Source organism: Mesorhizobium sp. M0998 (assembly GCF_040318885.1).
Lineage (GTDB): Bacteria > Pseudomonadota > Alphaproteobacteria > Rhizobiales > Rhizobiaceae > Mesorhizobium.
This window is the reverse complement of record NZ_JAMYND010000003.1, coordinates 1-13,658: the sequence shown is the minus strand read 5'-3', so window position 1 is coordinate 13,658 and position 13,658 is coordinate 1. Positions and strand designations below refer to the sequence as shown.

Genomic DNA, 13,658 nt, shown 5'->3' with positions numbered 1-13,658 from the left:
ATGATGGTCCCTTACACGGTCATCGGCACCGTCGTCGCCAAACCCGAAACCCGCGAGGAACTGCAAAAAATCCTGTCGAGTTTCGTCGAGCCGACGCGGGTCGAGGACGGGTGCATCAACTACGACCTCCATGTCGACCCGGTCGACCCATGCGTGTTCATGTTCTACGAGAACTGGCGCTCGAAGGACGACCTCAACCGGCATCTGGCGATGCCGCATCTGAAGCCGCTGTTCGGGCGCCTCGATGATCTCGTCGCACGGCCGGTCGATGTCCGTCGCTTCGTCATGCTGAGTCATATTGCAAAGCAAACCCATGACTGATCGCTTTGCCCGATCCGCTATGGCATGATCGGCGGCGGACAAGGCGCCTTTGTCGGCGCGGTGCACGGTATCCCGGCGCGTATGGACAACGAGTTCGTGCTGGTCGCCGGCGCTCTGTCATCGAATCCGAAGCGCGCCAAGGCCTCGGCGGCCGAGCTTGGGCTGGATCCGACACGCAGCTACGGCTCCTGTGCCAACATGGCCAAAGGCGGAGGCCAAGCGGCAGGACGGCATTGAGGTGGTGGCCATCGTCACGCCGAACAATGTGCACGTGCCGGCTGCCAAGGCTTTTCTCGGGGCCGGCATCCACGTCATCTGCGACAAGCCACTGGCGACGACGCTGGCCGAGGCAAAGAGGCTGGCGGCGCTGGTCGAAAAGGCCGGCAAGGTGTTCATAACTACACGCGAGATAGTGGGCCAAGGGACAGCTCGGCGATATCCGCATCGTGCAGTCGGAATATCCGCAGGACTGGCTGACCGAAGACCTGGCCGCCACCGGCCAGAAGCAGGCTGCGTGGCGCTCTGACCCGAAGCAGGCGGGTGCCGGCGGTGCGCTGGGCGATATCGGCACGCATGCCTATAACCTTGCCCGTTTCGTCTCCGGGCTGGAGCTCGATTCGTTGTCGGCCGATCTCGATGCCTTCGTGCCGGGGAGGCTGCTCGACGACAACATCAATGTGCTGCTGCGCTTCAAGCCGGTCGGCGGGTCGCATCCGGCCAAGGGAATGATCTGGGCAAGCCAGGTGGCCCGGCCAAGCGGCTTCACCACCAAGCTCCACGCCCGCTGCGACGGACATGGTCGGCCGCTCGGCTGTGTAGGTGTCGAGGGCCGAAAACAAACTGAGATACTCCACCCCGTCGTTTATGGGTTCACGGCCAAATCGCCGGGTTCGTTTGCCCAGCGTTCACGAAGGAGACGCGCTAGCCCGACGAATCCCCATTATCCACTTCACGATCCCTACGTTCCCACCCGCTCACCGCTTGGCGCTGTCGCTGTCCGCTTCGGCCCGCGCAAGGAACTGCTCGGTCGTGGAGGGAAGACGGGATTTCAGCCAATCCGCCATCGCGACTTCCTCTCGCAGATTCTCTTCGCAAGCCCGAAGAACCTCGGTTTCGCCGAGCGATCGAGCAGCGGCAATCAGGATCGTGTAGGAGGCGATTTCCATGTGCTCGAACGTGTAGCTCGCGAGCGATCCTTTCATCACCTCGTCTCCGGCGAAGACACCGCTCAGCGATTGCGCCATCGCCGTCAGTTTACCGCCAGCATCCTTCATCATGGATGAGCCCTCGTCCATCCGATCGAGACAAGTCTTCAGCCGAGCAGCCTGCTGTTTGGTTTCGTCGAGGTGCTGTCGGATTCGGTCGCTCAGTTCGGGATAATTCTCAATACGGCTCAACTGCCCGTTCAACATCGTTTCAGCCTGCTCCTCCATGGCATGAGCATCTCTAAGCCATTGGACAAACCATTCGCGCGTTTCTGACATTTCGAATCTCCTTTGCGATGTAAGGAAAAACTTTCAGAAGAAGACATTGTTCCGGAAAACAGCCCTGATAGTCCCAGAGGATCAGTGTCGTGGCGGGTCTCAATTCACCTTGCGAAAATCCCGCAGCGATGCGTGGGGAAGGCCAAGACCGCGAAAGATCGGCGCAAGGAAAACGGCCCGATCGCGACCGCTGGCGCTCCGCATTGAGCCTCGTGCCTCACCGCACCACCATAGTCACAAGGAACGCGACGGCCTCTCCGCTCGTTGATTGCTTTTCGACTCGAGCCGCCGTCATGCCCTCCACATCGATACGCAAAACGGAATACGATCCTCACAGAAGAATCCTCTCGGTCTGGTTCGTGGCCAGCGGCAAACGCTACGAGTTTGAGGAAGTGCCGCCGGAAACCTTTGCCGCGTTCCGGGCGGCGTTCGCCAAGGGCCGCTATTTCAACGACCATATCCGCAACAATTTCCGCTACCATCTGGTTGCGAGCGATAGCGACCCGGGATGACCTGACCTGCCGGTGGCTCAATCGTCCTGTCGCTCCAACCGGCGGTTGACGGATGCGTTGCCGCTGTTGCTCTAGGTTCGCTTTCGGTCCGCGCGCACTCGCAAAGCCCATCTGCCTGGTGCAAAGGCGCTTGATCGGTCCCGCCGCCCTGGCAGTGTGCGGCCGGTTTTTTTGCGCCCCAGATGGAACACCGGGGCGCGGGTAAGGTTCGGCGCACGCAGTACATCCTGTCTCAAAGGGAAAATTCCATCGCACGAAGTTGGAGTGGTATTGAGGTCACCCATTTTCTCCGAATCCAACGTCGCTGGCGCGCTGAAGGGTTCAAGGTCGATCTGCCGCCGGAGCTCAACTGCTGGACTATTGCTCGACCGGAAGCGCCTTGTGCTGCGGCTCAGCGTGGTGGAACACCTGTCCAAGATCGCGCGCGTCGAACGTTTGGCCGCAGACTGGGCAGCGCACAAAGTGCTTCGACTCGTCCTCTACCGGCCCGTCATGCGGCCTGCCCTCATAGCCTGTCGCGATGTTGTCGGTTCTAATCCGGGGCATCGGCAAATGCCTTTCGTCGTTTTGGCGGCCGATAGTTCTCATCAACCGGACCTTCTCACGGTCGACCGTGACCAATGGCCCGAGGTCGATCGTCACGGTGTCCTCGTCGATGCGCGTGACCTCGCCTCTTAGCTCGATTTGCTGGCCTCGGTTCACCTTGGTGTGATCGATGATGGAATGTGGAAAGTCGTAACGTGGGATCGAGACGCTTACGCGGTCCTCTGTTACCCGCCTCAGAACCGTGGCTGTAATGGCCACCTGGTCAGCAACGCCTATTCCGCGAGCCATGAATTGAGTCTGGAGCGGACTGGGCGATGTTCAAGGTGTTTCTAACATACGGCACCGCAATTTGGCTCTGGCCGACTCTCGGTTGCCCGCCTCCAATTCTCCTCAGAAAGATCCCGACCGCTATCTTTTGCCGGCTGCGCCGTCGGCTCGTTGTGGGCGTATTTTTCTGGATTATCTCCGCAGAGGCCGCGGCAACACAGCTGTCGGCGTTTACTCGCCTCGAGCTCGTTCAGGCTTTCCGATAGCCGCTCCAATCTAAGCAGCTCGAAAAGGGAATTTTGCCAGACGCGTTTACGTTGGAGAGGCATGTCGGCCGGCGGAGATGGCCTGGTCCACGCGCAAACACCGATAGCAATTGCGAGATGTTAGTCCCATGCGCGATGGCTTTAACGCCGGCGTCACTGCGACCACGGCAAGTGGCCGGCGTCATTGGGGGCAGTTGGGGTAAATGCCAAGTAGACGCCGGCCCAGCGGGTTGGGGTCCGCCACGGGAAATAATAGTGGGCTTGGAGATTCAGGTAATTCCGTGATCACGGAAGACGAGCCTTTGCGGTCCCTCCGTTTCACTCTTCGTCTATCGAGCGCACGCGGCAGGAAAGCGTTCTGTCCAACCGCTGCCGCAGCACGATGCCAAAAGGCCCTTGGCCGTTCTCATTTCGGGTTGCCTGTGCCAGCGCCTCGACCGAGTTCATGTGAACGCGGTCGATCCTATAGAGCCGGTTGTCGTCGTCTGCCGGGACTACCGGTCCTGCCAGCGCTCTTGCAAACCCCTTTTGACGAACCTGAGTAGACTGCCAATACGACAGATAGCAAATAGAGCGCGAGCACGCCGAGAAGACTTAACCAATAAGACTTCCATGTTGTCTCCACTGCCTGGAATCGCAGTGGACCAGACGGTGCTTGCGAGTGATGCTCGCAAGGGCGCGGACGGTCAGGCCGCCGCACCGGGGAAAAGGCCCTGGAACCGCCGCAGGTACAGCGGCCAGCCTTGATCGCTATCAACCCCCACGCGCACGCCCTCCCAGCCTTCGCCATGGCGCTCGAGGTTCCGGTGCTCGATCTCAACCCGGGTTCGGTTCTGCGTCTCAGCCGTGAACCTGACTTCCCATTCGCTGGTTTTGTTCAGATCGCTCTCAATCTGCCACCGAGGGCTGATGTCCCAGCTCAGAATCAGCCGGCTGGGGGGATTGTAAGCCAACACACGAGCCCGGCGGCATTCGCTGCCGTCCACGCCACGATCGTAAACGTGGCCCCCGACCCAGGGTTCGAAAATCGTCTCTGCGATCGGTACGGCAAGAAGATTGTGCTCGCGAGGTTTGAATTTCCCGAAATCCTCGATGAAGACCTTGAAGGCACGCGCGATAGGTGCCTCGACAACGACGAAATGCCTTACGGGCGCGGTTGCAGGAAGCTTGCTCATGGCTGGTCCTTCTTTGGGTGCTCGACGGCCAGTTTGTAGCTCGCCAGGGTCTTGCTCCAGAACTGATCGATTTCCGCGCGCAGACTTGCTAGGCCGTCCGGATCGATACGGTATATTCGTTCCTTGCCTGAGCGCGTGTCGGCCACAAGCCCGGCATCCTTAAGTACTTTCAGGTGCTGGGAGACCGCCGGCCTGGTTACAGGCAGCACACGAGCAAGTCCGCTGACCGAACAAGGCTGTTCGACCAACAATTCGAATATCGTGCGCCTCGTCGAGTCTCCGAGCGCTGTCCAAAGTTTCGCGTTAGTGGCCACTAACGCGAACTTAAATCGATGGGCCTGCGCTGTCAACCTGGAGTGTTCCATGTCGCGCTACTCGGTGACTAAATGTAAAGCACGCCCGCCTCGACCACCGCACGGTTACCTCAGGATTTTCCGCGGGCCTGCGGGCGACGACAAGAACCCGATAGGCCGGTACCGCCCACGGCGCGTGCACTGATGATGCCGGGCGAGATGATGCAGCTGCCGCCGACCGAGGCGATCATCATGATCTCGGGCCAGTTCCCAGTCCGTGCGAAGAAGGCACGCTACTTTGCCGACCCGCGTCTTGCCGAGCGCGTCTTGCCGCCACCAAGGACCGGAGGGACAACGCAGAACGCTCGCCCTGACGACTGGACCGACACGACACTTCTTGCTGAGCCGGAAGGCAAATCTCGCAAGCTGAGGCTTGCCAGGGATCAGCAGGACGAGGATCCGGCCAATGGCGGCATTCGCCGCCAGCCCGAGCTTCCCGAACACGAAGACATCGCGCCGGAACGAACGCCACGCTGCGACGATGAGTTCGACCTCGACAGGCGCAATAACTTTGAAACAAATCCCGCCGACAAGCGTTCCAGCATAGCGGGCGGGTTGCCGGAGGACCCAATGCCCGACGATGACATCGTCATTCCCCAAGACCACGACGCTTCGCCACTTCGGGAGGAGGAGTATTATGTCGTCTGCCCGGCGTGCGGCCAGGCGTTCGATATCAGGTGTATGGCAGAGGCGCTTCATCACAACGAGCTGGGCCACGAGCCCTACGACCTCGACTCGTAGTCGGCAATGCCGACGGTCGTCGACGAACGTCGACCCTGATCGAGACCAACACCGAGTTCTCGCTCATCTGGCCGGCGTTGCCGTCCGGTCGGCCTACAACGAATCCCCGTCGCCAGGGCGGAGCTTCGCCGGCACGCTATGTCGTGACAGACACCTTGCGGGCTTTCAGCGACGACTTGATTGCCGTTGCGGGCGTTGTCGATGCGGTTGTGGCCGTCACCGACCGGCATGGCCGTCACTGACCGGGTTGTTAACCAAGGGGACGCTTACTCCACTGCAATAGGTCGCGCAGTTCCCGCGCGACGCTCCGAAGCAGACCTTTGCCGGCATCGCGGGCCGGGACGAACATGTGATCTCCACAATGCGTACCAACCGGAGCCTATCGCGATTGAAATTGCTGATCGGCTAACAGGCGCTCGTTGCAGAGAAAGGTTACGATCGGTCGCGATGCCCGGGTGCCTTCACGCGAAGGCACATGCTACGCGTCTTGGACGGGCGGGCCGCCTGTTGCCGAGAGCGGACAGCAGGTGAAGCGCGCTTGCGTTGGCCCGAATCTGACTTGCTTCACCAGTAACCCGGAAGACGCCAGGGAGGCGCTGCGCTGGACGCGTGCCCTAGCCGTCGAGCTCCCATCTATCGGTTCGTCCGCTCCATCCGGCCGCACCCTTGGGCTGCTCAAAGGCGCTCGCATCTTCCCTGCGCCGACACCGGCCGCTGTATCCGGAGCGTCAACCCGCTGAAGTCCGGTTGTGCTTTCTCAGCCGAGTAATCGCCGACTTGTCGACAGTGATCACCCCGCCGCAGTCAATCCGCACAGTGAGTTTGTTCACCCCGCGATCGACGCGGGTGACGTCCCCAACAAGAACCACTCTGTCGCCGGCCCGGACTTTCGGTGGGGGATCAATCGTATAAGGATGGTCATACGAAGGAATGCTCACCCTGGCGCGCCCACTGGGGAGAATCGCGATGACGATACCTGCCAGCGCCACCTCATCGCCGACCTCAAATTCGCGAGGCATGTTAACGTGCAGCATGGTCTTCCTCCCGATGCCTTCCTAATTCACGCTTTGCTAAATTAATGCCCGGCCAACCAGGTTGGTTGCTTGCAATCGACTTCGTACGGTTCCGCACAATTCCAAGCTGGTGTGCACTCCCAGTTGGCCTCGGATCGGCCTTGTGCGTCAAAATTCTGCACAAACGGTTTGACGTTCAGGACGACCTTGGCGCGCCCGCCACGCGGTAGCGGAGCGGCGGACTTCATCGCAGTCCGGCGATGGCCATAAACGCTGAGCGTGGAGCGGAAATGAATCTTTCGCGTTCAGGTACATCGTTCTAGTAAATTCGAGGAACGCCACGCCGGAAGCAGGAATCGTGTGCTGTTCCCAAGCTCCCTCGGAAGGGAAGTTGACCACCCGCCCACCGTTAGTCTAGGTCCGGCCGGTGCGTTCCAAACGTCATAGAAGCCGGTCGATGGCTTTACTGCCACGCGGGTTATTGGAGCCGGATCATCGATGCTGGTGTCGTGCGCCTACGCGCACGTCAGGTTCGGTTTCATGCATGGGAACTTCAAGGCCAGCGACGTCATCATCGAGCAATGTTCAGCCATATGTTGTTCGCAGATGGGGTGATTGGGGTCGCTCCCAGGTCTTGGTCTGCTTCGCGCAATATGATGATCGAGAAGGGAGCAGGGCATGAAGCACTATGTCGGTCTGATGTGTCGTTGGCTGAAACCGCAATCTGTGTGGTCGACGAGGATGGTATCATTTTCCGGGAAGGAGTAGCAGCCTCGGAGTCCAAACGAGATCGCCGACTGGCTCGAGCGGCTCGATCTGAACCTGGCAAAGGTTGGGCTTGAAGCCGGCGCAACCGCAGCTTGGCTGTACAACGGCCTGATGAAACGCGGACTGGCCGCAATCTCCATCGATCCGCGGCGGCTGCGGGCTTGACCAAGACGATGCCGATCATGAACGACCGGAGTCGCCGGCTGCATGCGCATGGCTGGTTCTCCATCGTCCATGTCAAAAGTGATGAGAGCCAGGAAATCCGGATGCTTCTCTGCAACCGCCTTACGCTTCAGACGAAACAGATCGACATCGAGAACGACATCCGCGGGACACTCCGTGTTTTCGGCATCAAGTTCGCCGGTCGCATAACCTCCGGCCCTTTCGAAGGGCGCGTTCTAGAGCTGATCGAGAACACGCCTCGCCTGGCGGCCATGGTGAAACCGATGCTGATCGCCCGAGCGGCTCTTCGACAGCAATGCGCGGTGTTGCACAAGATGATGCTGGACATGGTTCGGAAGGACGAAACGTGCCGTCGGCTGATGACCATCCCTGGCGTCGGAGCGATCACCGCCGTGACCTATCTCACGACCATTGATGATGAGCCCGTTTTGAACGTTCTCGAGACGTCGGTGCACACCTTGGCCTGACGCCGAAGAAATACGCTTCCGGTGAGGTCGACCGAAACAGCGGCATCTCCAAATGTGGTGACGTCGCGATGCGGTCTACCCCCTACCAAGCCAGTCTCGCGTTACTGACGCGCTCGACCAAGAACTCGGGCATCAGGGCGTGGGGTCTCGCAGTCGCGAAGAGACGCGGCTTTCGGCGGACAGTGGTGGCCGTCGCTCGGAAGCTCGCCATCGTCATGCATCGCGTCTGGGCGGACGGAACCGAATATCATTGGGAGAGCAAAGCCGCGACTGCCAACTGATTTGGCGTGAATCGAATTCCAGAATCTGCCTGAGGCAGAGTGATGTCCCGCAAGGACCTGGTCGAAGTGACTGCGCTGCAACGATTGTGCTCCAGTGCACGCTTTCGTAGATAGCAGCCTTCGATTATCGGACCACCATCTTGAGGCGATCAAGCATCGAGCTCGTAGACAAGAGAGAGCCTCGCGGGACTTGACGTGCAGTTGGCAGAGGGAGCTGCGGTGACAATCGCAATCAGACAAATCGTTGCACATCGAAGGCTCCGGTCGGGGTGACACCTCAACACTAAGGCAACCGGACAGACGGTGGAAAACGGCCCCAGCTTCAAAGGCTAGAACAATGCCATAAGCCTTGTGCCCTTCTTCGCACCAGGCTTCGAGCTCTTTGGCGAGCTATCCTGAGTTCGGGCAGCGTTGGTTGCCACCAGCCTCGCTGCCGTTCCGCTAATCCGGCAGCACGCCGAGCGGGCCATGTTCTAATCAATTCAGCCAACGTCGCCGGACGCCATCGGCCCCAGACGTGGTCGACGTTCGCCTCGATCAAATGCGGATAGAACGCTGCTATCTGCGAGGCGTCCACGAGTTCACCCGAAATCTCGGTGAAGACCACGATACCGTATTGCTCCGTTGCCACGGCACGGCCAAGCAGGGGTAAATCGTCTGGGGGCAGTGGATAGCGACGTCGCCTGCGTTCGGCATACCGCAATCTGGCGGCCTTATCTTCCTCGGAGTCTTTGGAGGCTTCTCGTCGCCGTTTCCTCTCCTCCGGTTCTGCGCGGCCTGCGGCCCTTTCGATGCTTGGCCAATGGCGCTTCAACTCCTCGTATGAGCGGAAAGGCACCCTCCAGGCCCGCAGTTCGTCGTCCCAGCTCGCCCATGGAACGGCTCGCAGTTCCTCGAGAACCGTCCGCGAATAAGGCGTGCGGATGCGAAGGTCGTCCGCGACTTCCAGATACCGGCTCGACAGAGGATCGAAGGCGAAGGCATCCCGTCCCTTGCTGTCATCATGTGCTGCTCGTAGATCCGCCTCTTGCGCAAGCCAGCGCTGGATGCGCCGCGCTGCAGTCTTTCCTGGCACGAACCAGGTTCTGCGCTCGTCACTCCACCTGGCGCGCGGGAATCTCTGTCGAAACCGCTCAACCGCCGCACGATCGTACGGAAAGCGCGCTTCGGCGCCAGGAGTTGTCTGCGGTTCAGCAGGGGCGTCGGATTTTTCCATCAGTCAGATTGCGAAGCACAGCATGCGCGCAAACAACGCGGTGCAGCTCATTTGGGTCCAAGAACATCAGAACGTATAGTCAGACCTGCAAGGGGAAGCCGATGAGGCGATCGGTGAAACTGCTCAACACGCTAACGTGGCGAAACCTTCGCTGCGCCGGACCGTTTATATTGCTCCAGGAGAGGTCCATCCATGCCCAGAAGACATGCAAAAAACCCAACGGCCGGACTGCCAACGGGCCCTCGCTCGCGTCCCCTGAAAGGCGAGGAGACGGAAGTGAACCACATCGTCGAAACGCAAAGTATATCGCCAGCCCAGGCGCGAGAGCTTGTGCGGCGCCACGGAAACGATTGGCGTAAGATCGATGAAGCCGCCAAGTCTTACAAGGACGACAGCTAAGCACTTCCGAGGCGGGCTTGAGGTGACGAATGACCACCGTCGCAATCTTGACGTAAAGGCTGTCGGCAACTGCCCAATGACCGCAGACGAATTGTTGCCTCCAGGAATTTAAGATGCGGAACGAGAAGTCCCTATGATGCCCGCAACGATGCTGGTTACGGCGCTTCACGGGCAAGAAGGCATCTGCTCCGCCGAGGCGACAGGGAGCGAACCCGCCGGGGCTCACCTCATACGCAGGCCGAGCGCAAGTTTGCCCCGGTGGCACAACTTCGCGCTTCCACCAGTGAAGGATCGCCGCCGCGTACTTGCCAACGGGTCGCGGCGCCGACGCGCCAGAAATGGAGTTCGAGGCGGTTGTTGCCCAGGCGCATGTCGTTCAAGGTGAGTTCCTCGATCCAGTCGGGCAGCCTGGGATCGATGTACAGTTTGCCATTAGGAGCATCGGGCTGGAAGCCGATGATCGCCTGCAGAAGCGAAAAGCAGGATCCGGCTGCCCATGCCTGCGGAACGTTCGCTCCCTTATACTGCACGGGGAAAGTCGTGGGCGTTCGCGACAATCCGGCGAACAGCTCTGGCATTCGATGTTGCATGATGTAGATTGCGGCGCTGCTCACGTCGCGAGAGAGGCGGCAGGCATTCGCGAAAAAGCCATAGCGCCGGAAGCCGAGCGCGATCAGCCCGTTGTCATGCGGCCATACAGAGCCGCGTTGATAGGAATGTGGATTGTAGGCCGGGTGATCGGCCGAAAGTGTCCGGATTCCCCAACCGCTCCACATATCCTGCCTCATCAGCCTATGCACCACCCTGGCGGCTCGTTCGGGTGGGACTATTCCCGACCAAAGACAGTGACCGGGGTTGGAAGCGACGCTCAGCACCGGCTTCTTGTCGCCATCCAACGCGAATGCGTAGAAGCCGGACGCCTCGTCCCAGAAGACCTGGTTGAATCGATCGAACAGGTTTTTGGCTTTGAGGCGAAGCTGCCCGGCACGAGCGCCATCGCCTGTGGCATCGAAGATTTCAGCCATGCGCTGCCAAGCATCATAGACATAGCCTTGCAATTCGCAAAGCGCCTTGGGTCCCTTCACCAGGGTGCCGTCGGGATAAACCAAGGCGTCACCGAGTCTTTCCAGCTCTGGTTCTCGTACCCCGCAACCGAGCGGGTTTCGTATTCCTGGAAACCGTCGCCGTCACGGTCACCATACCGGTCAATCCAATCCAGGCACTTCTCGGCCGTTGCCATGTGTCGCTCGAGCAGGCTGGCGTCACCGGCGCAACGCCAGGTATTGTGGAGCACGATAAGATACAGAGGGGTGGCATCGGCCGTGCCGTAATAGGGCGTATGGGGGATCAAATTGAAATGAGCGAGTTCGCCGCTGCGAAGCTCATGCATTATCTTTCCCGGTTCCGCATCGCGGTAGTCGTCGCGTTCGGTGGCCTGAAATCGCCCTAAAACGTCCAAGGCACCGCGCGAAAAATCTGGGTAGACCAAAGCATTCTGAAGCGAGACTATCAGGCTGTCGCGACCGATCAGGCTTATGAACCATGGTAGTCCGGCGGCCGGGACGTATTCGAGCTCGTCCGTGCCTTCGATCGGCAGCCGCAGCGCCGCCATGTCTTCGACCGCCTGATTATAGAAGCTGTGAAATTCGTCATTGGAACAGTGGAACTTCAATGCGCTGCCTTGGCATCCCGCGAGGCGTTTTGCAGCCTTCGACTCGAGGCATTTGTCAATGCAGGCTCGCGGTGCCCGATAGATTGTCTCGCCGTTGCCAAAGTTGTAAAGAAGGCAAGCATGCCATGTCGCGCCCGGTTCGAGCTCGATGTCGAAGCTGATCCGGCCATTGGCATAGACGGGCCTTGTGGCCGTCCGGCGGACCTTGGCAATGACGTCTCGCTTGAAGTCCCGATTGACGTAGGAGGTACGAAGGCTCGCCGCTCTGGACAACCATTCCGTGGTGATACGTCCGCGGCGGATGATTGCGTCGGCCTTGACTTCGAAAAGATCGGCAAAGTCGCTGCGCATGGCAACTTCCAAATTGAAGCGCGCTGCCATTTGCCCGTGGTTTACGAGTTCAAAGTCCTCATGCAGCCCCCCATCCAAGGCGCGGCCGATTACCAGCCCCAGGTTGCCTGCTGGTACACGGTTCGTTTCAGTAGTGAACGCCTGATTGACCAGATAGATCTTGGCGGCGAAGTAGGCGATGTTTCCGGAATTGAGGAGGTCCCATCGTTGCCCATTGGCAAAGATCTGCCAGCTGGATATCAGGCGTGTGTCAGACGCATACAACCCGTTGTACGTCGGCCAGGCGATCTGGCCATCCGGTTCGGTGACAAGGAAGCTGCGTCCCTGGTTAATTGCCAGGCGGGGTGGTCCGACTGTGAGCTCTAGCGTCATTGGTTCAATCGTCACCCTTGATCGGCATCCACGGGAACAGATTGAACAGCCATTGTGCGCCGGCATCGCGATCTTCGGCCACGAGAACTGACGCCTGCCTTGAACGCTTGGCCCCAGACCGTCACAAAATCATCCATCGAGAGTTCGAACAATCTGCCGCCTCGAGCACCTAGCCGCGAACAGAGGCGGACAACCCTTCGACGTGTCTTCAGATCAAACTGGTGTATTCTGGGCGACTGTCAACGAGGAGAACGGCAGGCCGCGCAACGCATTTTGCACTCCATAAACGAAGGCCAGCCTAAAGCGCGCCCGTTGGCTGAGCAGAGGTGCGTCCCAGTTATATGGGCAAGCGCCGCCCGGAGCGAGGCCTACATTGGCTGCATGCTCCACGTTGCGAACGACCACTGCGGTTCTGAAAACCAGGCGAGTCCGATATTCCCACCGAGGCTAGACCCGAAGGCGTGAAGTCGCGCAGCCCAGAACGATGGACACCACATTGGCAGCACCGTCTGCACCAGAGTGTTCGAATACGGCGGCACTTCAGGGACCAGGTGGCGTGCGATGACCATTCCGTGCATGGGCAGGCAACCGTAACGGCGCGGAGCGCGCTCGACGGCGCATGCTCTCATGGTGATCGGACCCAAGTGTTGCTATCCCGGTGTTCGTGAGTGCTCGGTAGAGTGCCAGATAATCGCTGCACATGCGCTCGACCGTGAACCGCTTCTCGAACGTCTGCCGCACTCGTGCGCGATCGAGGCTGTCTATGCGCCGGAGCGCGCCGACGGCTTCCTCCACCGTATCCACGATCCATCCGGACACACCGTCATCGATGATCTCCGGGACGGCGCCACGCCGGAACGCAACCACCGGCGTACCGCAGGCCATTGCTTCGATCGTTACGAAACCGAAGGGTTCCGGCCAGTCGATCGGAAACAAAAGCGCTTTCGCATTGCCCAGAAAATCCGCCTTTTGCCGCTCATCGATCTCGCCAATGAACTCCACGTTCGAATGCCGCAGCACTTGCGGCTCGACCCTTTCCTTCCAGAACGACTGGTCCACCTTGTCGATTTTGGCGGCGATCTTCAGGGGAAACCCGGCCCGCGCTGCTATTTGTATGGCCGCTTCCGGCCCCTTTTCCGGCGAGATGCGACCGAGAAACGCAAGATAGCCGGAGGTGTTCGGGTGAAATGGCAGAAGATCGCGGGGTAGGCCATGATGCACGGTTCCAACCCAATTGACGGGCGGCATGGGCCGGCGCTGGTCGAAGGAAA

General features: G+C 59.8%; 13 protein-coding genes and 2 pseudogenes. 6 read left to right on the top strand and 9 right to left on the bottom strand.

The window, feature by feature from the left end:
• Together NKH59_RS03560 and NKH59_RS03555 are read left to right on the top strand one after the other, a co-directional pair.
• The gene (locus NKH59_RS03560) at positions 1-321 is read left to right on the top strand and encodes a putative quinol monooxygenase (protein WP_352470490.1); all 321 of its coding nucleotides are present in this window, start codon (positions 1-3) and stop codon (positions 319-321) included.
• Between the two features lie 24 nt (positions 322-345).
• Positions 346-1,070: pseudogene (locus tag NKH59_RS03555) on the top strand (Gfo/Idh/MocA family protein); the annotation flags it as partial.
• A gap of 225 nt (positions 1,071-1,295) precedes the next feature.
• On the opposite strand, the gene NKH59_RS03550 reads toward NKH59_RS03555, so the two are convergent.
• Positions 1,296-1,805, bottom strand: coding sequence for a ferritin-like domain-containing protein (locus NKH59_RS03550; protein WP_352540049.1), 510 nt, complete (start codon positions 1,803-1,805; stop codon positions 1,296-1,298).
• A gap of 89 nt (positions 1,806-1,894) precedes the next feature.
• Here NKH59_RS03550 and NKH59_RS03545 point away from each other — a divergent pair, with 89 nt between their 5' ends.
• Entirely contained in the window at positions 1,895-2,317 is a 423-nt protein-coding gene (locus tag NKH59_RS03545; RefSeq protein ID WP_353020943.1) for a KTSC domain-containing protein, read from the top strand.
• Positions 2,318-2,674: 357 nt separating this feature from the next.
• Here the strand turns inward: NKH59_RS03545 and NKH59_RS03540 are convergent, their stop codons facing one another.
• Complete coding sequence (locus tag NKH59_RS03540; protein WP_352997924.1) at positions 2,675-3,151, bottom strand: KOW domain-containing RNA-binding protein; 477 nt, start codon at positions 3,149-3,151, stop codon at positions 2,675-2,677.
• 61 nt (positions 3,152-3,212) lie between these two features.
• Here NKH59_RS03540 and ligD point away from each other — a divergent pair, with 61 nt between their 5' ends.
• Complete coding sequence (gene ligD, locus NKH59_RS03535; protein WP_502908671.1) at positions 3,213-3,410, top strand: non-homologous end-joining DNA ligase LigD; 198 nt, start codon at positions 3,213-3,215, stop codon at positions 3,408-3,410.
• A gap of 672 nt (positions 3,411-4,082) precedes the next feature.
• Here the strand turns inward: ligD and NKH59_RS03530 are convergent.
• Positions 4,083-4,571, bottom strand: a complete 489-nt coding sequence (locus NKH59_RS03530; protein WP_353020940.1) for an SRPBCC family protein — start codon at positions 4,569-4,571, stop codon at positions 4,083-4,085.
• Complete coding sequence (locus tag NKH59_RS03525; protein WP_353020937.1) at positions 4,568-4,936, bottom strand: ArsR/SmtB family transcription factor; 369 nt, start codon at positions 4,934-4,936, stop codon at positions 4,568-4,570. Before NKH59_RS03525 ends, NKH59_RS03530 begins: the two co-directional genes overlap by 4 nt.
• Before the next feature lie 129 nt (positions 4,937-5,065).
• Here NKH59_RS03525 and NKH59_RS03520 point away from each other — a divergent pair, with 129 nt between their 5' ends.
• On the top strand, positions 5,066-5,665 hold the full coding sequence (locus NKH59_RS03520; RefSeq protein WP_353021097.1) for a type IV secretory system conjugative DNA transfer family protein: 600 nt from the start codon (positions 5,066-5,068) through the stop codon (positions 5,663-5,665).
• A gap of 728 nt (positions 5,666-6,393) precedes the next feature.
• Here the strand turns inward: NKH59_RS03520 and NKH59_RS03515 are convergent.
• Positions 6,394-6,699 carry a hypothetical protein gene (locus tag NKH59_RS03515; RefSeq protein WP_352470477.1) on the bottom strand — a complete coding sequence of 102 codons (306 nt, stop codon included), beginning with the start codon at positions 6,697-6,699 and terminating at the stop codon, positions 6,394-6,396.
• A gap of 657 nt (positions 6,700-7,356) precedes the next feature.
• Between NKH59_RS03515 and NKH59_RS33465 the strand changes: the two are divergent.
• Positions 7,357-8,377: pseudogene (locus NKH59_RS33465) on the top strand (IS110 family RNA-guided transposase).
• A 322-nt stretch (positions 8,378-8,699) separates the two neighbouring features.
• Here NKH59_RS33465 and NKH59_RS03500 read toward each other — a convergent pair.
• The 4 genes from NKH59_RS03500 to NKH59_RS03485 all read right to left on the bottom strand — a co-directional run.
• Positions 8,700-9,593, bottom strand: a complete 894-nt coding sequence (locus tag NKH59_RS03500; protein WP_352997928.1) for a hypothetical protein — start codon at positions 9,591-9,593, stop codon at positions 8,700-8,702.
• A gap of 626 nt (positions 9,594-10,219) precedes the next feature.
• Complete coding sequence (locus NKH59_RS03495) at positions 10,220-11,101, bottom strand: amylo-alpha-1,6-glucosidase (protein WP_353020932.1); 882 nt, start codon at positions 11,099-11,101, stop codon at positions 10,220-10,222.
• Positions 11,074-12,387: an amylo-alpha-1,6-glucosidase gene (locus NKH59_RS03490; protein ID WP_353020930.1), complete on the bottom strand. Its 1,314-nt coding sequence runs from the start codon at positions 12,385-12,387 to the stop codon at positions 11,074-11,076. The genes NKH59_RS03495 and NKH59_RS03490 overlap by 28 nt, the downstream gene beginning before the upstream one ends.
• Before the next feature lie 540 nt (positions 12,388-12,927).
• On the bottom strand, positions 12,928-13,658 hold a 731-nt coding region (locus NKH59_RS03485; protein WP_353020927.1), incomplete at its 5' end, for a glycosyltransferase family 4 protein.

Coding starts and splice junctions, on each gene's coding strand:
- NKH59_RS03525 (WP_353020937.1), bottom strand. CDS start 4,936: ATGGAACACTCCAGGTTGACAGCGCAGGCCCATCGATTTAAGTTCGCG.
- NKH59_RS03560 (WP_352470490.1), top strand. CDS start 1: ATGATGGTCCCTTACACGGTCATCGGCACCGTCGTCGCCAAACCCGAA.
- NKH59_RS03550 (WP_352540049.1), bottom strand. CDS start 1,805: ATGTCAGAAACGCGCGAATGGTTTGTCCAATGGCTTAGAGATGCTCAT.
- NKH59_RS03515 (WP_352470477.1), bottom strand. CDS start 6,699: ATGCTGCACGTTAACATGCCTCGCGAATTTGAGGTCGGCGATGAGGTG.
- NKH59_RS03500 (WP_352997928.1), bottom strand. CDS start 9,593: ATGGAAAAATCCGACGCCCCTGCTGAACCGCAGACAACTCCTGGCGCC.
- NKH59_RS03530 (WP_353020940.1), bottom strand. CDS start 4,571: ATGAGCAAGCTTCCTGCAACCGCGCCCGTAAGGCATTTCGTCGTTGTC.
- NKH59_RS03490 (WP_353020930.1), bottom strand. CDS start 12,387: ATGACGCTAGAGCTCACAGTCGGACCACCCCGCCTGGCAATTAACCAG.
- NKH59_RS03540 (WP_352997924.1), bottom strand. CDS start 3,151: ATGGCTCGCGGAATAGGCGTTGCTGACCAGGTGGCCATTACAGCCACG.